Below are 20,222 nucleotides of genomic sequence, written 5' to 3'. Positions count from 1 at the left end.
GCGATTATTTGCTGGCTGCTGTTGCATCGGATGCAGCGGCAGCTGGTGCTGTTACGACAGGTGTTTCAGCACTGGCGCTGGCTGAGGCTGAATGGACTTCGGTCGGATTGTGGGCTCCTGCTTCGCCTTGCATATCCACTTTATCGCCAGCTTTGAAAATCATAAACAAAGCAGCAGCTGCAAAAACGATAAAACCAACAAGAATTTTCCACATAATAGTCTCCGGTATCAGGATGTTTGTTAATTGCTCTATCTTGCAACGACTAGTGTTGCAAGCGCATGAGTCCAGACTATCCTGAGTTCCTTACAGCTTCCTTGCAACTTGAAAAAGCGTGTTTACCGGAGATCACCTGCTTGCCTGATTCAGCGTAGTTGCCCTGAATTCTAGTGTCCGCAAGTATGTTGATGGGCGTGTTTTTATCTTTAGATTGCTGACTTAAGTTGCACCTTAGTCAGAGCCTTGTGCTGCATTGATGGTAGCGGCGAAAAAAAACCTCCGCAGCGCGGAGGTTTTTTAACTGACGGATGAGACCGATCAGGCAGACAGCAATTGACGCAGGACGAATGGCAGGATACCGCCATGTTTGTAGTAGTCCACTTCGATCGGTGTATCGATGCGCAGCAGGACTTTCACTTCTTGCGTGTCGCCGTTTGCACGGGTGATCACCAGTGTGACTTCCTGTTGTGGTTTGATGTCGCTTTCTATGCCTTTCAGATCGAAAGTTTCATTGCCAGTGATGCCCAGGGAGTCAACGCTGTCGCTGCCCAGGAATTGCAGAGGCAATACACCCATACCAACCAGGTTGGAGCGATGGATACGTTCAAACGACTTGGCGATAACTGCTTTCACGCCCAGCAATTGCGTACCTTTAGCCGCCCAGTCACGGGAAGAGCCAGTACCATATTCTTCGCCACCGAAGATCATGGTTGGTGTGTCTTCAGCGATGTATTTCATCGCTGCGTCGTAGATCGACATCTGTTCGCCAGTTGGCTGGAACAGTGTTTCGCCGCCTTCGACACGGGAGCCATCTTCACGTGCAGGTATCATGAGGTTTTTGATACGTACGTTAGCGAAGGTGCCGCGCATCATGATCTCATGGTTACCACGACGGGAACCGTAGGAGTTGAAGTCCGCTTTCAGGACGCCATTTTCTTTGAGCCATTTACCTGCAGGGCTGGATTCTTTGATCGAACCAGCTGGGGAGATATGGTCAGTGGTGATGGAGTCGCCGAATACGCCCAAAGCGCGCGCGCCGGAAATGCCATTTGCTGCCGCTTTTGGCTCCATTGTGAAGTCAGCAAAGAACGGAGGCTCAGCAATGTAAGTGGACGTTGGCCAGTTGTAGACTTCGCCTTCTGCCACGCCTTTGATGTTTTCCCACAGCTTGCCTGGTGCACCTTTGACATCCGCATAGTTCTCTTTGAACGTTTTGGAGTTCATCGCGAATTTCATCAGCTTGTTGATTTCTTCGCTGCTTGGCCAGATGTCGCCCAGGAAGATATCTTTGCCTTTGACACGGCCAACTGGCTCTGTCATCAGATCTTTGGTGACATTGCCGGCGATCGCGTAAGCAACAACCAGTGGTGGCGATGCCAGGAAGTTGGAACGGATATTCGGATGAATACGCGCTTCAAAGTTACGGTTGCCGGACAATACTGCAGCTGCCACGATATCGTTAGCAACGATTGCTTCGTTCATCGCAGGAGTCAGATCACCCGCGTTACCGATACAGGTGGTGCAACCGTAAGCTGTTACGCCGAAGCCCAGTTTTTCCAGGTATGGCAACAGGCCAGCTGCTTCCAGGTACTTGGTTACCACGCGCGAGCCAGGAGCCAGCGATGTTTTGATATGAGTAGGTACTTTCAAGCCAGCTTCAACGGCCTTCTTCGCGACCAGACCCGCTGCCAGCAAGACGCTAGGATTGGACGTGTTGGTGCAGGAAGTGATGGCAGCGATCAGTACGTCGCCGTTTTTAACTTTGATGCCGTCTGCGTTGGTGTATTCTTTGGCCAGATCGTCAGCGTTTTTGTTGAAGCCGTTTTCTGCAACTGGTTTAGAGAACAGATCAGCAAACGTGGATTTCACATTGCCGATTTCGATACGGTCCTGAGGACGTTTCGGGCCTGCCAGGGAAGGTGCAACTGTGGCCAGATCCAGAGACAGTTCTGTGGTGTAGTCGATGTCGCCTTTTTTCGGGATGCCGAACATTTTCTGGGCTTTGAAATAGCCTTCGAATGCGTCGATTTCAGCCTTAGTGCGGCCTGTACCTTTGAAGTAATCGATAGTTGCTTCGTCAACTGGGAAGAAGCCCATGGTCGCGCCGTATTCCGGTGCCATGTTAGCGATGGTTGCGCGGTCTGTCAGGGACAGGGAGCGTGTGCCTTCGCCGAAGAATTCAACAAACTTACCAACGACTTTTGCTTTACGCAGCAATTCAGTGATAGTCAGTACCAGATCGGTTGCAGTTACGCCTTCACGCAGTGCGCCGGTCAGGTTGACACCAACCACGTCTGGTGTCAGGAAGTAGACTGGCTGACCCAGCATACCGGCTTCCGCTTCGATACCACCAACGCCCCAGCCGACTACGCCGATACCATTGATCATGGTGGTATGGGAGTCAGTACCGACCAGTGTGTCAGGATAGTAAACGTCGTTTTTCTTCGCGTCTTTGACTTTGTGTACGCCGCGTGCCAGGTATTCCAGGTTAACCTGGTGAACGATACCGAAGCCTGGAGGAACCACGCCGAAAGTGTCGAATGCCTGCATACCCCATTTCATGAACTGATAGCGTTCATTGTTACGGGAGAATTCCAGTTTCATGTTCAGATCCAGCGCTTTCTTTTCGCGGAAATGATCGATCTGTACAGAGTGGTCAACGACCAGATCAACTGGAACCAGTGGTTCGATGTTTTTTGGATTTTTACCTTGCTTTGCTGCGACATTACGCATCGCTGCCAGATCTGCCAGCAGAGGAACACCGGTGAAATCTTGCAGAACAACGCGTGAAACAACGAAAGGAATTTCATCAACGCGGGCTGCAGTCGCACCCCAGTTGGCTAATTGCTTGACGTGTTCTTCAGTGACTTTCTTGCCGTCGCAGTTACGCAGAACAGATTCCAGAACCACGCGGATAGAAACTGGCAAACGGGAGATTTTAACGCCCAGGGATTTTTCCAGTGCAGGCAAAGAGAAGAACTTGCCTTTCTTCGTGTCTGAAATCTTAAAATCTTTCAGGGTTTTGAATGCATCTTGGTACGCATTTTGGCTCATGGCTGTTCCTTATTTTTACAAATATCAACGATCAAAACATGCTAACTACAGAAAGGCCCTGAATCATGCTGATGTTGAAGTTTCCATTGATCAGGGCTTAAAACAAAATTGGTGCTGCTTATTTCACCTGGGATTGCACTTCACCAGCTGCCGGTGTTGCGGCGGCGGTTTCTGCCAGTTCCGGGTCGGTCGTTTTGCATTCATTGGCGAGTTGCTGGCCCTTGCGTGAATCCAGTAACAAGCCTTTGGATGGAATGCCGATAAAGACAAAGCCGGCTTTACGGTTTTCAAAACGATTGGCGCCGGTAGAAGTTTCTATGCGCTTCATGCGGTACAGTTGTTTTTTCCAACGCAGGGCAACGTGATCCGGATCTTCAGCGTTGGTGTACATGGTCAGGCTATTACCCAGTTCGCACTTATATTCCAGGCTGCGATGAGTAGTAATATCGGGCACGATATCGTCTTCATCTTTAACTTCCGGTGCAACGGGTTCTTTGGCGGCTTTTGCAGGTTTTGTTGCCGCTTTGCTTTTTGCAGGAGCTGTCGTCGCGTGAGCGATTGGCGCACATGCAAGTCCGCTTGCGAGCATCAATCCTGCTACGCGAATCATTAAGTCTTTCATTGAGAGTCTCCTTCAAGTAATACGTGTGCCTGAGCAGGCAATTCTTTGGCACTCAGTTGTGCCCGTTTTAATACCGTCCAGTAGTAACGATAACTGGCGCGGTCATGTAAGCGGCCTGCATATTGTATTGGCCCCCAGGATGCGATGCGGGCTTGCAGCAGTATGGCGCAAGCCAGTTCTGTTTCCGTGTCCGTTGGGGACATCGCATTGACAATATGCGGAATCTGGCTTGGGTGGATGCTCCACATTCTGGTATAGCCCAGCTGGCAGTATGCTTGTGCAGCATCTTGAGCAGCGCTTGTTGGGTCAGAAATGGAGGTGCAGACGTTGTGGGAAGCGACTTTGCCGTAACGGTGGCAGGCAGCGGCAATTTCCAGCTTGGCGCGCAGAATCAGCGGGTGGCTGAACTGCAGCGGGCTGCGCATGGCATCACCCGGTATTGCACCGTAGTGCGACGATACAAAATCCATGATGCCGAAAGACAGACACTCCACTTGCGGCAGGGCGGCAATCGCCATCACATCCGCCAGTGCGTCATGGGTTTCGATTAATACATGGACAGGGAGTAATTCAGTACGACCGGACTGTGCGGCATAATCATTGATTTCAGCGATTGCAACTGCAAGCTGACGTGCTGAGCTGACTTTTGGTAAGACCAAATAAGCGAGTTTTTTCGCGGCTGCTGGCAGGATCAGTTGCAAGTCCTGGCTGAAGGCAGCATGATCTATATCATGAACACGGACGCCGATACGCTGAAACCGGTTGTTTTCGCTGTTGATCAGTTGTGCGACCAGACTGGCGTGTGCAGCTTCATTGCCGGCGGCAGCACCATCTTCGCAATCAAACGTAATATCAAAACAGGGGCCCAGTTCTGACTGTAGCTGCATCGACTTGCGCATCAGTTTTTCAGAGCCAGCATAATGATCGCATACCGGTAACATAACCGGAGTCAGCTGGTCTTGAAATAATACTTGAGATGGATGCATCAGTCGGTGAGGGCAGAAGGAGTTGGGCGACTTCCCGATTGCTGAAGTCGCCCTGATTACGATTAACCTACGAGGTGTTTTACACCGTCACGCTCTTCTTGCAATTCTTTGAGAGTGACGTTGATGCGCTCGCGGGAGAATTCGTCGATTTCCAGACCTTGAACGATGGTGTATTCACCATTGACGGTAGTCACTGGGAAGCCAAACATTGTGCCTTCAGGGATGCCGTAAGAGCCATCAGAAGGGATGCCCATGGTGGTCCATTTGCCGTTTGTGCCCAGAACCCAGTCACGTACGTGATCGATCGCTGCGTTTGCTGCGGAAGCTGCGGAAGACAAGCCGCGTGCTTCGATGATGGCTGCGCCACGTTTGCCAACTGTAGGCAGGAATACGTCTTTATTCCATTCGTGGTCGTTGATCATGTCTTTGACAGATTCGCCACCGATAGTTGCGAAACGGTAGTCTGCATACATCGTTGGAGAGTGATTGCCCCAAACGCACAGTTTTTCGATGTCAGCAACAGCTTTACCTGTTTTTGCAGCGATCTGAGACAGTGCGCGGTTATGATCCAGGCGCAGCATTGCAGTGAAGTTTTTCGCTGGCAGGCTAGGAGCGGATTTCATTGCGATGTAAGCATTGGTGTTCGCAGGATTGCCGACTACCAGTACTTTTACATTGCGCGATGCGACTGCATCGAGTGCTTTACCTTGTACAGTGAAGATCTGTGCATTGGCTTCCAGCAGGTCTTTACGTTCCATGCCTGGGCCACGTGGGCGAGCACCAACCAGCAAAGCGACGTCAGCATCTTTGAATGCTGTCATCGGGTCGCTGTGTGCAGTCATGCCAGCCAGCAGTGGGAATGCGCAATCGTCGATTTCCATCATGACGCCTTTGAGCGCTTTTTGCGCTTTTTCGTCTGGGATTTCAAGCAATTGCAGGATGACAGGCTGGTCTTTGCCCAGCATATCGCCATTGGCAATACGGAACAAAAGGGAATAGCCGATTTGGCCGGCAGCGCCGGTAACCGCTACGCGCATTGGGGATTTCGCCATGATGCTTCTCCGAAGTGGTAAAAAAACGATGTTCAACTTTGCCGCTGCTAGCGTGCGGCTGGTGCAAATGCGCAATGATACTGCCGAAATTGCTAACAGTCAGCCGAAATTGATATGAATCATCGACTCCAGCCTTTACATTGCACGTCTTCGCGCTATATTGCTCGGTAGGGTAAGACTTCCTGCGCCCCTGCCTGATTAATCGTACGGGAGTTTAGGTGTTGTGGTCTGCTGTGTCAATCACTATCTTATGTCTTATATAAGACATATCACTTATCAGTTTGCTCTGGACGAAGTGGGTGCTTTTGTGGTGAAATTGCGGACTATGACTTCGACTACGCCAAATGCCAATAGTTATACCGCCAATGCAGCGAGCCCAGGCTCGGGCGTTGCTGCGTCGATGGCCGGTAATTCACCTACTTTCAGTCCGCTGTATCAGCAGATTAAGGCCTTGATTACGCAAAGCCTGCAGTCGGGTGAGTGGAAGCCGGGTGAGTTGATACCGAGTGAAATTGAGTTGGCTGCGCGCTTTAAAGTCAGTCAGGGTACGGTGCGTAAGGCGATTGATGAACTGTCGGCGGAGAACCTGGTAGTGCGGCGACAGGGTAAGGGTACCTTTGTGGCGACCCATCACGAAGCACGTGCTCAGTTCCGGTTTTTGCGTCTGGCTCCTGATGAGGGTGTGCCACATTATCCTGAAAATAAAATCATTGAAGTGAAGCGCTTGCGTGCGCCAGCTGAGGTGGCGCGTTTGCTGGAAATTAAATCCGGTGACTCGGTGGTGTTTATCCGTCGTGTTCAGTCCTTTTCCGGTGTGCCTACTATTCTGGATGATTTGTGGTTGCCCGGTTCTATTTTCAAGGGACTGACTGCGGAGCGCCTGAATGAGTACAAAGGGCCAATGTATGGCTTGTTTGAAACGGAATTTGGTACGCACATGATACGCGCCTCGGAACAGATCCGTGCCGTTTGTGCAGATGCAGCAGTGGCTGAGTTGCTGCAGTTGCCGCTTGGGGCTCCTTTATTGAATGTAGAGCGGGTTTCCTATACCTATGGTGATAAGCCGGTTGAGCTGAGGCGTGGGCTTTATCTGACTCAGCATCATCACTACCGCAATGAGTTAAGTTGATTTTGCATATAAGCTTATGCCGGTTTTGCGCCGCTTCCGGCGGGATCTCGTGAAAAGGTTTAAGATAATGATGTTTTCGTGCAACTCAAGTTTTTCTTGGTGCAATGCACCAAATCGGCGAAAATAAGAAGATTTGTGTAACAGACTAGTTAATGGGGAGATTATTTATGTCTGAAGTAGTGAAAAGTGGGCGACGTCACGGAGTGATGCGCCTGGTTGATGCGACAGGGTACCGATTGCCACTCGCTGGCGTCGTTTCTATTCTGCATCGTATCAGTGGCATGCTGATGTTCTTTCTGCTGCCATTTATTCTCTGTCTGCTCGATAAGAGTCTGGCGTCTGAGTATGGGTTTTACGCAATCCGCAGTCTGACCTCCGGTTGGTTTGTTAAGTTGGTGATATTGGCGCTGGTCTGGGCCTATCTGCACCATTTCTGCGCTGGCGTCCGTCACTTGTTCATGGACTTACACTATGGTCTCGATAAGCATACTGCGCGTAAATCTGCGGCAAGTGTGCTGGCGATCAGCCTGACTCTGGCTGCGCTGATTGGCTTGAAATTGTTTGGAGTATTCTAAAAATGGCAAATAACAACATTGGCCCTAAACGCCTCGTTGTCGGCGCACATTACGGTCTGCGTGACTGGCTGGCGCAGCGTGTAACGGCAATCGTCATGGCGCTGTACACCGTGCTGTTGCTGGTTCTGTTCCTGACAGGCAGTAATTTTAGTTACGAAGGCTGGGCGGGTATTTTCGCTCACCAATGGTTCAAACTGGCGACTTTTGCTGTCATCGTTTGCCTGCTGTATCACGCCTGGGTGGGCCTGCGTGATGTGTGGATGGATTATGTAACCAGTAACGTATTCGTTCGTCTGGTATTTCAGGTTGCCACCATCTTGTGGCTGGTTGCTTGTGCTGGTTATGCAGCACAGATTTTGTGGAGAGTATAAACGTGGCTGCAATTAAATCCACAATTCCTACCCGTCGTTTTGATGCGGTAATCGTCGGTGCCGGTGGTTCAGGTATGCGTGCCTCGCTGCAATTGGCTGAGGCTGGTCTGAATGTCGCGGTACTGTCTAAAGTATTTCCTACCCGTTCCCACACCGTGGCAGCGCAGGGTGGTATCGGTGCCTCGCTCGGTAATATGTCTGAGGATAACTGGTACTGGCACATGTTCGACACCGTCAAAGGTGGCGACTATCTGGGTGACCAGGATGCGATCGAATTCATGTGTCGTGAAGCACCGAAAGTGGTCTATGAATTAGAGCATTTCGGTATGCCTTTTGACCGCAATGCGGATGGCACCATTTATCAGCGTCCATTCGGCGGTCATACTGCCAATATGGGTGAGAAGCCTGTGCAGCGTGCTTGCGCGGCAGCTGACCGTACTGGTCATGCTCTGTTGCACACTCTGTATCAGCGTAATGTACGTGCCCGTACCCATTTCTTCGTAGAGTGGATGGCGATCGACATCATCCGTGATCAGGATGGTGATGTGCTGGGTGTGGTTGCGCTGGAAATGGAAACCGGCGAAGTCATGATGCTGCAGGCGAAAACCACGCTGTTCGCAACGGGTGGTGCTGGTCGTATTTTTGCTGCTTCTACCAATGCCTTCATCAATACCGGCGACGGTATGGGTATGGCTGCACGTGCAGGCTTGCCTTTGCAGGATATGGAATTCTGGCAATTCCACCCAACCGGTGTTTCCGGCGCGGGTGTGTTGATTACCGAAGGTGTGCGCGGTGAGGGCGGTATCCTGATCAATAGTCAGGGTGAGCGTTTCATGGAGCGTTATGCGCCTACATTGAAAGATCTGGCGCCACGTGATTTCGTTTCCCGCTCTATGGATCAGGAAATCAAAGAAGGTCGCGGTTGTGGTCCAAATAAAGATCACGTATTGCTGGATCTGCGTCACATCGGTGCGGACACTATCAAGAAACGTCTGCCATCGATTCTGGAAATTGGTCACAAGTTCGCTAACGTGGATGCGACTAAAGAGCCGATTCCTGTGGTGCCAACCATTCACTACCAGATGGGCGGTATTCCTACCAATATTCACGGTCAGGTGGTGGATTTCCGTAATGGCTCCAACCAGATCGTTAATGGTATGTATGCGATCGGTGAATGTGCCTGCGTTTCTGTGCATGGTGCGAACCGTCTGGGTACCAACTCTCTGCTGGATCTGGTGGTATTTGGTCGTGCGGCAGGTAACCACATCGTGGCACAAAGCCTGAAGGCAAAAGAGTTTAAACCTTTGCCGGCCGATGCAGCTGATAAGGCAATGTCCCGTCTGGCTAAGCTGGAATCCTCAACTGGTTCTGAGCGCGTGCAGGACGTGGCAAATGCGATTCGCAGCACCATGCAGCAGTACTGCGGTGTGTTCCGTACTGACGAGCTGCTGCAGACTGGCTATCAGAAAATTATGGAAATTAACGAGCGCTGCAAGCACGTTTCTTTCAAAGATAAATCCAAAGTATTCAACACAGCACGTGTAGAAGCACTGGAGCTGGATAATCTGATCGAAACCGCGAAAGCGACCATCACTTCTGCGGTTGCCCGTAAAGAATCGCGCGGAGCGCATGCTCACCGTGATTACGAAAAACGTGATGATGAAAACTGGATGAAGCATACCTTGTGGTACACCGAAGGCAATCGCCTCGACTACAAGCCAGTCAATACCAAGCCATTGACTGTTGAGACCTTCAAGCCAAAAGCTCGTACCTTCTAAAGAGAAATTGATATGGCACGTACACTGAAATTTAAAATCTATCGCTACGATCCGGATAAGGATGCAAAGCCTTACATGCAGGATCTGACTGTGACTCTGCAAGACACAGACAAGATGTTGCTTGATGCGTTGCAACGCATTAAGGCAGACGTAGATGATTCTCTGGCCTTACGCCGTTCTTGCCGCGAAGGTGTTTGCGGTTCCGACGCGATGAATATCAATGGCAAAAACGGCCTGGCATGTACTACTAACCTGAATGAGCTGACCGAGCCTATCGTGTTGCGCCCATTGCCGGGCTTGCCGGTGATCCGTGATCTGATCGTTGATATGACGCAGTTCTTCAAGCAATACCATTCGATCAAGCCTTACCTGATCAATGAGTCCATTCCTCCGGAAAAAGAGCGTCTGCAAACTCCGGCTGAACGTGAAGAGCTGGATGGCTTGTATGAATGTATTCTGTGCGCATGCTGCTCGACTTCCTGTCCTTCATTCTGGTGGAATCCGGACAAGTTCGTCGGTCCTGCCGGCTTGTTGCAGGCATATCGTTTCATTGCAGATTCCCGCGATCAGGCAACTGGTGAGCGTCTGGATAATCTGGAAGATCCGTATCGTCTGTTCCGCTGCCATACCATTATGAATTGCGTGGATGTCTGCCCTAAAGGTCTGAATCCTACCCGTGCTATCGGTAAGATTAAAGAACTGATGGTTCGTCGCGCCGTCTAAGTTTCAATTAAGCGCTAATGTAAATAGAGGCGGGTGGTTTCCCGCTTCTATTTCATGCAGCTTTGTGTAGAGCTGCATGAAATAGAAAGCATCAAAAAAGAAAGTAACTATGTCTGAGCTGGCAGGTGGTTCCCATCAGGATGATCCGGTAAAACGTGCGCGACTGCGTTGGCGCGCGCGCCGGGGTTTGTTAGAGAATGATTTGATATTGACGCGTTTTCTGGATGCGCATGAAACAAATCTGAGCGATGAAGAGGTGGATGCCTTCAGTCGCCTCATGGAATTGTCCGACAATGTGCTGATGGATTTGATTATGGCAAAGAAAGAGCCTGAGGCGGAAGTGGATCTGCCGCATGTGCACGCTTTGCTGGCCCGGCTGCGCAGCGCCTGACGGGATATGATTTTTTTTGTGTTTTTTTGATTAACGACTCACCTCTTATCTGAAGGAAGAGCCATGACTAATTCCGAAACAAAAGCAACCCTCTCATTTTCCGATGGTTCCCCATCGCTGGAAATGCCGATTTACAAAGGATCGATCGGTCCTGATGTAATCGACATCCGTAAGTTGTACGGCTCTACAGGCATGTTCACTTATGACCCAGGCTTCATGTCTACTGCTGCATGTAATTCTTCGATTACTTACATCGATGGCGACAAAGGTGAGTTGCTGTATCGTGGCTACCCAATTGAACAACTCGCAGTAAATGGCGGTGACTTCCTCGAGACTTGCTACTTGTTGTTGAATGGTGAGTTGCCGAACGCTGCTGAAAAAGCAAATTTCGTTTCTACAGTGACGCGCCACACCATGGTGCACGAACAGATGCAATTCTTCTTCCGTGGCTTCCGCCGCGACGCGCATCCTATGTCTGTGCTGGTGGGTACAGTTGGTGCGCTGGCTTCGTTCTATCACGATTCTCTGGACATCAATGACGAACGTCATCGTGAAGTATCAGCTATCCGTCTGATCGCGAAAATGCCTACCCTGGTTGCGATGGCGTATAAATATTCTATCGGTCAGCCTTTCGTATATCCACGTAACGACCTGTCCTATAGCGCAAACTTCATGCATATGATGTTCTCTACGCCATGCGAAGAGTACAAAGTCAATGAAGTATTGGTACGTGCTTTGGACCGTATCCTGATTTTGCATGCAGATCACGAGCAAAATGCATCCACTTCGACAGTTCGTCTGGCTGGCTCTTCCGGCGCAAATCCGTTTGCGTGTATCGCAGCAGGTATCGCCTGTTTGTGGGGTCCTGCTCATGGCGGCGCGAATGAAGCGGCACTGAGCATGCTGGAAGAAATCGGCAGCGTAGACAATATCCCTGAATTTATCGCTCAGGTGAAAGACAAAAACTCTGGTGTGAAGCTGATGGGCTTCGGTCACCGCGTCTACAAAAACTATGATCCACGTGCAAAACTGATGCGTGAAACCTGCTACGAAGTATTGAATGAGCTGGGTCTGCAGGATGATCCGCTGTTCAAACTGGCGATGGAGCTGGAACGTATCGCTCTGGAAGACGAGTACTTCGTTTCCCGCAAGCTGTATCCTAACGTTGACTTCTACTCTGGTATTGTTCAGCGCGCACTCGGTATTCCAACTGCACTGTTTACAGGCATCTTCGCATTGGCGCGTACAGTGGGCTGGATCTCTCAGTGGAAAGAAATGATCTCTGATCCTGAGCAAAAAATCGGTCGTCCACGTCAATTGTTCGTGGGCTCCCCGCGCCGCGACGTGCCTGCAATGGATAAACGTTAATCTTTATTTATCCATGCCGGAAAATAAAAAAGCGAGTCTGAATGACTCGCTTTTTTTTTCTCCGGTAAATATGCTATGCTTCGGCTCGAATGTAAATTTTAGATGTTTTTTCGTTTCAAAATCAAAAAGTATGTTGTTCCCAATATGTGTTTTGACTTCGTAGCGAGAACTGTTTGAAACAAGCCCTTCCCCACAACTTGATGTGCAATCCGCTAACCGGTCAGGCCGTGTCGCGGAAGGTTAGATTAACCCGCTAATCTCGCGAAACGCGAAGAAAGGTGAGCAAGATGATGCAACAATATAACGCTAACTCGTACTTGTTCGGCGGTAATGCGCCGTATGTAGAAGAACTGTACGAAGCCTATCTGAATAATCCTGGTTCTGTTCCTGAAAACTGGCGCGCCTATTTCGACGCGATGCAGCACGTACCAGCGGTTGATGGTTCCTCCAAGCCTGACGTGGCCCACGCACCTGTGGTTGCCTCTTTTGCTGAGCGTGCAAAACAAGGTCCTATCCGTACCGTTAATGCTTCCGCAGACGCGGAAATGGGTCGTAAGCGCGTCGCTGCACAACAGCTGATCGCTGCATATCGCTTCCTGGGTAGCCGTTGGGCCAACCTCGATCCGCTGCAACGTCAGGAGCGCCCAAGTATTCCTGAGCTGGAGCCTAGCTTCTATGGTTTCACTGATGCGGACATGGATATCCAGTTCAATATCAGTAATACCTATTTCGGATCTGAAACTGCATCCTTGCGTGATCTGATTAACTCTCTGAGAGATACTTACTGCCGCTCTATTGGTGCGGAGTTCATGTACATCTCTGATCCAACTGAAAAACGCTGGTTGCAACAAAAGCTGGAATCTATCCGTTCCACGCCATCGTTTACACCAGAAAAGAAAAAACATATTCTCGATCGCCTGACTGCAGCCGAGGGTCTGGAGCGCTACCTGCATACCCGCTATGTTGGTCAGAAACGCTTCTCGCTCGAAGGTGGCGAAAGCTTTATCGCTGCGATGGACGAAACTATTCAACGCGCTGGTGAGCGTGGTGTGCAGGAAATCGTTATCGGTATGGCGCACCGTGGCCGTTTGAATGTCCTGGTGAATACCCTGGGCAAGATGCCACAAGATTTGTTTGCTGAATTTGAAGGCAAACATGGTGACGATCTGCCAGCTGGCGACGTGAAATATCATCAAGGCTTCTCTTCTGATGTATCGACTCCAGGCGGTCCGGTGCATTTGTCACTGGCATTTAACCCATCCCATCTGGAAATCGTGAATCCTGTGGTTGAAGGTTCGGTTAAAGCACGTATGGATCGTCGTGGCGACAAAGACGGTGCGCAAGTCTTGCCTATCCTGGTGCACGGTGATGCAGCGTTTGCAGGTCAGGGCGTTGTGATGGAAACCCTGAATCTGGCGCAAACCCGTGGTTACGGTACCGGTGGTACTGTGCATATCGTGATCAATAACCAGATCGGCTTTACTACTTCCGATCCGCGTGATGCGCGCTCCACTACTTACTGCTCCGACGTCGTGAAAATGATTGAAGCGCCGGTATTGCACGTGAATGCGGATGATCCTGAAGCGGTTGTTTTGGCGACGCAGATCGCGATGGACTATCGTACAGAATTCAAGAAAGACGTTGTTGTTGACATCATCTGCTATCGTAAACTGGGTCATAACGAACAGGATACGCCTGCACTGACACAGCCTTTGATGTATAAGAAAATCGGTCAGCATCCTGGTACTCGTAAGATGTATGCAGACAAGTTGGCTGCGCAGGGTACGATTCCTGCGGATGGTGGCGATCAAATGGTGAAAGCCTTCCGTGATGCGATGGATGCTGGTAAGCATACGCACGATCCGGTGATTTCCAACTTCAAAAATAAATACGCAGTTGACTGGATTCCTTTCCTGAATCGCAAATGGACTGATGCAGCTGATACAGCGATTCCAGCGACAGAACTGAAGCGTCTGGCTGAGCGTATTACTGTTGTGCCAGAAGGATTTAAGCCACATAGCCTGGTTGAAAAAGTGCTGGGTGACCGTGCTGCGATGGGCCGTGGTGAAGTTAATCTGGACTGGGGTATGGGCGAGCATCTGGCTTTCGCATCGCTGGTTGCATCTGGCTATCCTATCCGTATCACGGGTCAGGATGCTGGTCGCGGTACTTTCGTGCATCGTCACGCGGTATTGCATGATCAGAACCGCGAACGTTGGGATTCCGGTACTTACATCCCACTGCAAAACGTCTCTGACAAACAAGCGCCATTTACTGTGATCGACTCCGTGTTGTCCGAAGAAGCTGTTCTGGGTTTCGAATACGGTTACTCGACCGCAGAGCCAAATACGCTGACTATCTGGGAAGCGCAGTTCGGTGACTTCGTCAATGGTGCGCAGGTCGTGATCGATCAGTTTATCAGTGCCGGTGAAGTGAAGTGGGGTCGTGCTTCCGGTCTGGTCATGATGCTGCCGCATGGTTATGAAGGCCAGGGTCCTGAGCATTCTTCCGCACGTCCTGAGCGTTTCCTGCAACTGTGTGCTGACAACAATATGCAAGTTGTACAGCCTACGACTGCAGCGCAGATTTTCCATCTGTTGCGCCGTCAGATGATCCGCCAGTTCCGTAAGCCACTGGTGATCATGACACCTAAGTCTTTGTTGCGTAACAAAGATGCAGGTTCGCCTTTGAATGATCTGGCAAAAGGCAGCTTCCAGACCGTTATCGGTGAAGTTGACGAGAAAATCGATGCGAAGAAAGTTAAACGCGTGATCGCTTGCTCCGGTAAGGTGTACTACGATCTGGTTAACTCCCGCAAAGAACGTGGTCAGACAGATACAGCGATTATCCGCGTTGAGCAGCTGTATCCGTTCCCGCATAAGAGCTTCGTTGCTGAGCTGAAGAAGTTCCCGAATATGACAGAATTGGTCTGGACTCAGGATGAGCCGCAGAATCAGGGCCCTTGGTTCCAGATTCAGCACAATATTTTTGAAAGTCTTGAAGAAGGCCAAAAACTGGCTTACGCAGGTCGCCCAGCCAGTGCATCTCCTGCAGTTGGATACTACGACAAGCACTACGCACAACAAAAAGCATTGCTGGAAACAGCATTTTCCAAACTGAAGGGCTTTGTCCTGACTAAATAATGACGCGGCGCTGCACCAGAAGCTGGTGCAGCGTTTGGCTACCCGTAACGGAGAGTAAAAAATGGCAATTATCGAAGTAAAAGTTCCTCAGTTATCTGAGTCCGTCGCAGAAGCAACCTTGCTGACGTGGCATAAAAAAATTGGCGAAGCAGTGACTCGCGATGAAAATCTGGTGGATGTGGAAACCGATAAAGTTGTGCTGGAATTGCCAGCACCTGATTCCGGTGTCATCACACAAATCATCAAAGGCGACGGCAGTACCGTTGTTGCTGGCGAAGTGATCGCGATTCTGGATACTGATGCATCTGCAAAAGTCAGCCCATTGGAAGTGTCTGCTGCTCCGGTCGTGGTTGCTGCAGCTGCAGCGCCTGCTGACTCCAAATCCGCAGCTGGCGTAGCGATGCCTGCGGCAGCAAAGATTTTGGCAGAAAACGGCTTGTCTGCTGGCCAGGTTGATGGTTCCGGTAAAGATGGTCGCGTGACTAAGGGTGATGCACTGGCAGCGGTTGCCGGTAAAGCGGCACCTGTGGTTGCTCCTTTGGCCGCGCCGGTTGCTGCTAAGCCAGCTCTGCAACAAGTGGCTGCGCCTGCTGTTGCCAACCTGGGTGACCGTCCTGAAGAACGCGTTCCTATGAGCCGTCTGCGTGCACGTATCGCTGAGCGTCTGGTGCAGTCTCAATCGACCAATGCGATTCTGACGACATTTAATGAAGTCAACATGGCGCCAGTCATGGAATTGCGCAATAAGTACAAAGATAAGTTTGAAAAAGAACACGGCGTGAAGCTGGGCTTTATGTCTTTCTTTGTTAAAGCTGCAGTCGCTGCATTGAAAAAATACCCTATCCTGAACGCATCGGTAGATGGTAACGACATCGTTTACCACGGTTACTTCGATATCGGTATCGCGGTTGGTTCTCCACGTGGTCTGGTGGTGCCTATCCTGCGTAACGCGGATCAAATGAGCATTGCTGAAATCGAAAAGAAAATCGGTGAATTCGGTGCCAAGGCTAAAGATGGCAAGCTGACTCTGGACGATCTGTCTGGCGGTACATTCTCTATCTCTAACGGTGGTACTTTCGGCTCTATGCTGTCGACACCTATCATTAACCCGCCACAATCTGCGATTCTGGGTGTGCATGCAACGAAAGATCGTGCTGTTGTTGAAAACGGCCAGATCGTTGTGCGTCCAATGAACTATCTGGCGATGTCTTACGATCACCGTATCATCGACGGTCGTGAAGCGGTTCTGGGTCTGGTAGCGATGAAAGAAGCGCTGGAAGATCCTGCCCGTTTGCTGTTGGATCTGTAAGCTAAGCACTGTGAGCATCGCTGAAGAAATCCAGCGTTTGCATCATCTGCATCAGTCGGGCGCACTGACTGATGCAGAGTTCGCTCTTGCTAAAGCAAAGCTTCTGTCTTCCTCGGAGGCAGAAGCTTTTTCGCAATCTGCGGGGCAGCAAACTGGTCTTGGTGCAGATACTTCGCTGCAGCAGCTGAATCAATTCAGACGTTCTAAGACTGATGCCTGGTTTGCCGGAATTTGTGGCGGGCTGGCTCGTATGACCGGACTGGATTCCTGGATCTGGCGCTTGCTCTTTGTGTTTTTTTCTTGCTATTTCGGTGCGGGATTGCTCGCTTATCTGCTAGCCTGGATATTCATTCCGGAAGAGTAGCGATCCTTGTGCTGAGTATTATTTAATTTTTGTATTGTCAGGAATTTTCATGAGTAAACAATTTGACGTTGTCGTTATTGGCGGTGGCCCTGGTGGCTACATTGCGGCTATCCGTGCTGCTCAGCTGGGCTTTTCCACGGCTTGTATCGATGCCTGGACCAATGAAAAGGGCGGCCCTGCACCAGGTGGTACCTGTACTAACGTCGGCTGCATCCCATCGAAAGCTTTGTTGCAATCCTCCGAGCATTTTGAGCATGCCGGCCATGCGTTTGCTGATCATGGTATTCAGGTTGGTGAGTTGAATATTGACGTCGCCAAAATGCTGGGTCGTAAAAACACGATCGTGAAGCAAAACAATGACGGTATTATTTATCTGTTCAAGAAAAATAAAGTCAGCTTCTTCCACGGCCTGGGTTCTTTCGTCAAAGCGGACGCGGCTGGCTATGAAATCAAGGTAGCTGGCAAAACAGAAGAAACCATCACAGGTAAGCACATCATCGTCGCAACCGGTTCGAATGCACGCGCATTGCCAGGTACACCATTTGACGAACAGATCGTGTTGTCCAATGAAGGTGCACTGAATATCACAGAAGTGCCTAAAAAGCTGGGTGTGATCGGTGCCGGTGTGATTGGTCTGGAAATGGGTAGTGTATGGCGCCGCCTGGGTGCAGACGTTACCGTTCTGGAAGCGCTGCCAACTTTCCTTGGTGCTGTGGATGAACAGATCGCTAAAGAAGCGCATAAGCTGTTCGTTAAGCAAGGCCTGTCGATTAATCTTGGCGTTAAAATTGGTGAGATCGCCAATTCCGGCAAGGATGTATCGGTCGCCTATACCGATGACAAAGGTGTTGAGCACAAAGCGGTATTCGATAAGCTGATCATTTCCATCGGCCGTACACCAAATACCAATGGCCTGAATGCGGAAGCAGTCGGATTGGCGCTGGATGAGCGTGGCTTCGTTGCTGTTGATGGCGACTGCAAAACTAATCTGCCTAACGTTTGGGCGGTTGGTGACGTGGTGCGCGGTCCTATGCTGGCACATAAAGCAGAAGAAGAGGGTGTTGCAGTGGCTGAGCGTATCGCCGGTCAGCATGGTCACGTCAATTTCAACACTATCCCTTGGGTTATTTACACTTCGCCTGAGATCGCATGGGTTGGTCGTACCGAGCAGCAGTTGAAAGCAGATGGCGTTGCTTACAAGGCTGGCACTTTCCCGTTCATGGCAAATGGTCGTGCACGTGCCTTGGGTGATACTTCTGGTATGGTGAAATTCCTGGCCGATGCGAGCACGGATGAAATCCTGGGTGTACATATCGTTGGCCCTATGGCATCTGAATTGATTTCTGAAGCCGTGGTGGCGATGGAGTTCCGCGCTTCTTCCGAAGATATCGCACGTATTTGCCATGCACATCCTTCCTTGTCTGAGGCAACGAAGGAAGCAGCATTGGCAGTTGATAAGCGTTCCCTGAACTTCTGATAATTCGGCAAACTAAGCGGTTTGCCTGTTATCTCTATATCCCGCTGTGCTTGTGGAAATGAGCAGTATGGCGGGATTTTTTGTTTTCGCTGCCTTCGTGAGAGGTGGCTTGCTCGAATTGTTAACTATGAATGTACAAGAGTTTTATCAGAAGGCATTGGATGAGCGTGGCTTTCAATCCGATGATGCTCAGCGCAATGCAGTTGCGCGGCTGCAGGTCGCATATGATGACTGGGTGGGCTATAAAGCGAAACGCTCCAATAAATTCACCCGACTCTTGACGCGACCCGAAGTGCCTCGTGGCGTTTATATGTGGGGCGGTGTAGGGCGCGGTAAATCCTTTTTGATGGACAGTTTTTTTTCTGTGGTGCCGGTGGTTCGCAAAACCCGCTTGCACTTTCATGAATTCATGCGCGGCGTGCATCGCCAGCTGGACGAGTTGAAAGGTGTCGCAGATCCCTTGGATGAGGTGGCGAAACGTGTCGCCAAAAAATACCGTTTAATTTGCTTTGATGAATTCCATGTGTCAGATGTGGCAGATGCCATGTTGTTGTACAACTTGCTCAAGGCCTTATTTGATAATGGTGTGTCCTTCGTCATGACGTCCAACTATCAACCGGACACCCTTTATCCGGATGGTTTGCATAGAGATAGAATGTTGCCGACCATCGCACTGTTGAAAGAAAAGCTTGATGTCCTGAATGTCGATTCTGGCAATGATTACCGTAAGCGTGCGCTGGAGCAGGTGCAGGCTTATCTGACGCCGCTTGGTGCTGAGACCGATGCCAGTTTGCGCGCAGCATTCTCCCGGCTGTCGGATGCGAGTGAAGAGGATGCAAAAATAGAAGTCGAAGGGCGTGTTTTAAAATGTCTGCGTCGCGCCGGCAGTATTATCTGGTTTGATTTCCAGGTCTTATGCGGCGGCCCGCGCTCTCAGAATGATTACCTTGAAATAGCGAGTCGTTTTCATACTGTGATTTTATCCTCAGTGCCCTGCATGTCTGCTGCTATGTCCTCTGAAGCGCGGCGTTTCACCTGGCTGATAGATGTGTTCTATGATAACAAGGTGAAGTTGATCATTTCCGCGGAAGTAGCACCTGAGCTGCTGTATACGCAAGGGGTGCTATCCAATGAATTCCATCGTACTGTATCGCGCATCATAGAAATGCAATCGCAGGAGTATATGGATGCGGATCAGCGCCAGGTCGTTAATTCTATTATTTAGGGAAGAATGTGAGCATTTCTGTCTATCTTAATCGTGCATCCCTAGCGATATTGCTTATCACCGGTTTGACTTCGCTTCATTGCGCTGCTGCAGTCAGCGATGAATTGAAATCGGTTGCTGAAAAAGTCAGCGCGTTGAATGTGCACTTCCCGGCTAGCTCAATTACCACTAATGATGTCGCAGTTGTCGCGTTGGATGAGACTCAGCGTTTGGAGCAGGAATTGCAGGCCTGGTATACGAATGCAGAGCGTGATTGTCGTCAGCGATTTTTTGTTAATGATTGCCTCAGGCAGGCCAAGAATCAACGCAGGGACTATTTGCCGATAATTCGTCGTGTCAGTCAGGAGGCGAAGGCCTTGCAGCGTCAGTTGCGTGTATTGGCTGCAGATGAGCGCTTAGCCAAAGAGCAAATCAAGGAAAAGTAATTTAGGAAGTTTT

18 protein-coding genes are annotated in these 20,222 nt (G+C 50.2%); 13 read left to right on the top strand and 5 right to left on the bottom strand.

Annotated elements, in window-relative coordinates:
• Positions 1-4: 4 nt before the first annotated feature.
• From EYB48_RS13320 to EYB48_RS13300, 5 genes are all read right to left on the bottom strand, one after another.
• Entirely contained in the window at positions 5-214 is a 210-nt protein-coding gene (locus EYB48_RS13320) for a hypothetical protein (RefSeq protein ID WP_162020861.1), read from the bottom strand.
• 321 nt (positions 215-535) lie between these two features.
• Positions 536-3,271 (bottom strand): aconitate hydratase AcnA, encoded by a 2,736-nt coding sequence (gene acnA, locus EYB48_RS13315; protein ID WP_162020860.1) that lies wholly within the window; start codon positions 3,269-3,271, stop codon positions 536-538.
• A gap of 118 nt (positions 3,272-3,389) precedes the next feature.
• Positions 3,390-3,893 carry a hypothetical protein gene (locus tag EYB48_RS13310; protein WP_202927788.1) on the bottom strand — a complete coding sequence of 168 codons (504 nt, stop codon included), beginning with the start codon at positions 3,891-3,893 and terminating at the stop codon, positions 3,390-3,392.
• Complete coding sequence (locus tag EYB48_RS13305) at positions 3,890-4,879, bottom strand: HpcH/HpaI aldolase/citrate lyase family protein (protein ID WP_162020859.1); 990 nt, start codon at positions 4,877-4,879, stop codon at positions 3,890-3,892. Before EYB48_RS13305 ends, EYB48_RS13310 begins: the two co-directional genes overlap by 4 nt.
• Positions 4,880-4,941: 62 nt before the next feature.
• Positions 4,942-5,931, bottom strand: a complete 990-nt coding sequence (locus tag EYB48_RS13300; RefSeq protein ID WP_162020858.1) for a malate dehydrogenase — start codon at positions 5,929-5,931, stop codon at positions 4,942-4,944.
• Positions 5,932-6,256: 325 nt separating this feature from the next.
• Between EYB48_RS13300 and EYB48_RS13295 the strand changes: the two genes are divergently transcribed.
• From EYB48_RS13295 to EYB48_RS13235, 13 genes are all read left to right on the top strand, one after another.
• The gene (locus tag EYB48_RS13295) at positions 6,257-7,060 is read left to right on the top strand and encodes a GntR family transcriptional regulator (RefSeq protein WP_408058302.1); all 804 of its coding nucleotides are present in this window, start codon (positions 6,257-6,259) and stop codon (positions 7,058-7,060) included.
• Positions 7,061-7,227: 167 nt separating this feature from the next.
• Entirely contained in the window at positions 7,228-7,635 is a 408-nt protein-coding gene (gene sdhC, locus EYB48_RS13290) for a succinate dehydrogenase, cytochrome b556 subunit (RefSeq protein WP_408058296.1), read from the top strand.
• Between the two features lie 2 nt (positions 7,636-7,637).
• Positions 7,638-8,006 (top strand): succinate dehydrogenase, hydrophobic membrane anchor protein, encoded by a 369-nt coding sequence (sdhD, locus tag EYB48_RS13285; RefSeq protein WP_162020855.1) that lies wholly within the window; start codon positions 7,638-7,640, stop codon positions 8,004-8,006.
• A 2-nt stretch (positions 8,007-8,008) separates the two neighbouring features.
• Positions 8,009-9,784: a succinate dehydrogenase flavoprotein subunit gene (gene sdhA, locus EYB48_RS13280; protein WP_162020854.1), complete on the top strand. Its 1,776-nt coding sequence runs from the start codon at positions 8,009-8,011 to the stop codon at positions 9,782-9,784.
• Between the two features lie 12 nt (positions 9,785-9,796).
• A complete protein-coding gene (locus tag EYB48_RS13275; RefSeq protein ID WP_162020853.1) occupies positions 9,797-10,507 on the top strand; it encodes a succinate dehydrogenase iron-sulfur subunit in 711 nt (236 codons plus the stop codon).
• Between the two features lie 109 nt (positions 10,508-10,616).
• Positions 10,617-10,898 (top strand): FAD assembly factor SdhE, encoded by a 282-nt coding sequence (locus EYB48_RS13270; RefSeq protein WP_162020852.1) that lies wholly within the window; start codon positions 10,617-10,619, stop codon positions 10,896-10,898.
• Positions 10,899-10,961: 63 nt separating this feature from the next.
• The gene (gene gltA / locus EYB48_RS13265; protein WP_162020851.1) at positions 10,962-12,266 is read left to right on the top strand and encodes a citrate synthase; all 1,305 of its coding nucleotides are present in this window, start codon (positions 10,962-10,964) and stop codon (positions 12,264-12,266) included.
• Between the two features lie 287 nt (positions 12,267-12,553).
• Positions 12,554-15,409 (top strand): 2-oxoglutarate dehydrogenase E1 component, encoded by a 2,856-nt coding sequence (locus EYB48_RS13260; RefSeq protein WP_162020850.1) that lies wholly within the window; start codon positions 12,554-12,556, stop codon positions 15,407-15,409.
• Positions 15,410-15,470: 61 nt separating this feature from the next.
• Entirely contained in the window at positions 15,471-16,718 is a 1,248-nt protein-coding gene (gene odhB, locus EYB48_RS13255) for a 2-oxoglutarate dehydrogenase complex dihydrolipoyllysine-residue succinyltransferase (protein ID WP_162020849.1), read from the top strand.
• Positions 16,719-16,728: 10 nt separating this feature from the next.
• On the top strand, positions 16,729-17,082 hold the full coding sequence (locus tag EYB48_RS13250; protein ID WP_162020848.1) for a PspC domain-containing protein: 354 nt from the start codon (positions 16,729-16,731) through the stop codon (positions 17,080-17,082).
• A gap of 49 nt (positions 17,083-17,131) precedes the next feature.
• Complete coding sequence (gene lpdA, locus EYB48_RS13245) at positions 17,132-18,559, top strand: dihydrolipoyl dehydrogenase (RefSeq protein WP_162020847.1); 1,428 nt, start codon at positions 17,132-17,134, stop codon at positions 18,557-18,559.
• Positions 18,560-18,686: 127 nt separating this feature from the next.
• The gene (zapE, locus tag EYB48_RS13240; protein WP_162021074.1) at positions 18,687-19,784 is read left to right on the top strand and encodes a cell division protein ZapE; all 1,098 of its coding nucleotides are present in this window, start codon (positions 18,687-18,689) and stop codon (positions 19,782-19,784) included.
• Positions 19,785-19,792: 8 nt separating this feature from the next.
• Positions 19,793-20,209, top strand: a complete 417-nt coding sequence (locus tag EYB48_RS13235) for a hypothetical protein (protein WP_162020846.1) — start codon at positions 19,793-19,795, stop codon at positions 20,207-20,209.
• The last annotated feature ends 13 nt before the right edge of the window (positions 20,210-20,222 follow it).

The sequence above is a fragment of the Cognatundibacterium crateris genome (genome assembly GCF_010078235.1).
GTDB classification, from domain to species: Bacteria; Pseudomonadota; Gammaproteobacteria; order Burkholderiales; family Burkholderiaceae_D; genus Undibacterium; species Undibacterium crateris.
Note: the sequence above shows the minus strand (reverse complement) of the source record. Positions and strands in the feature narration are given on the sequence as shown.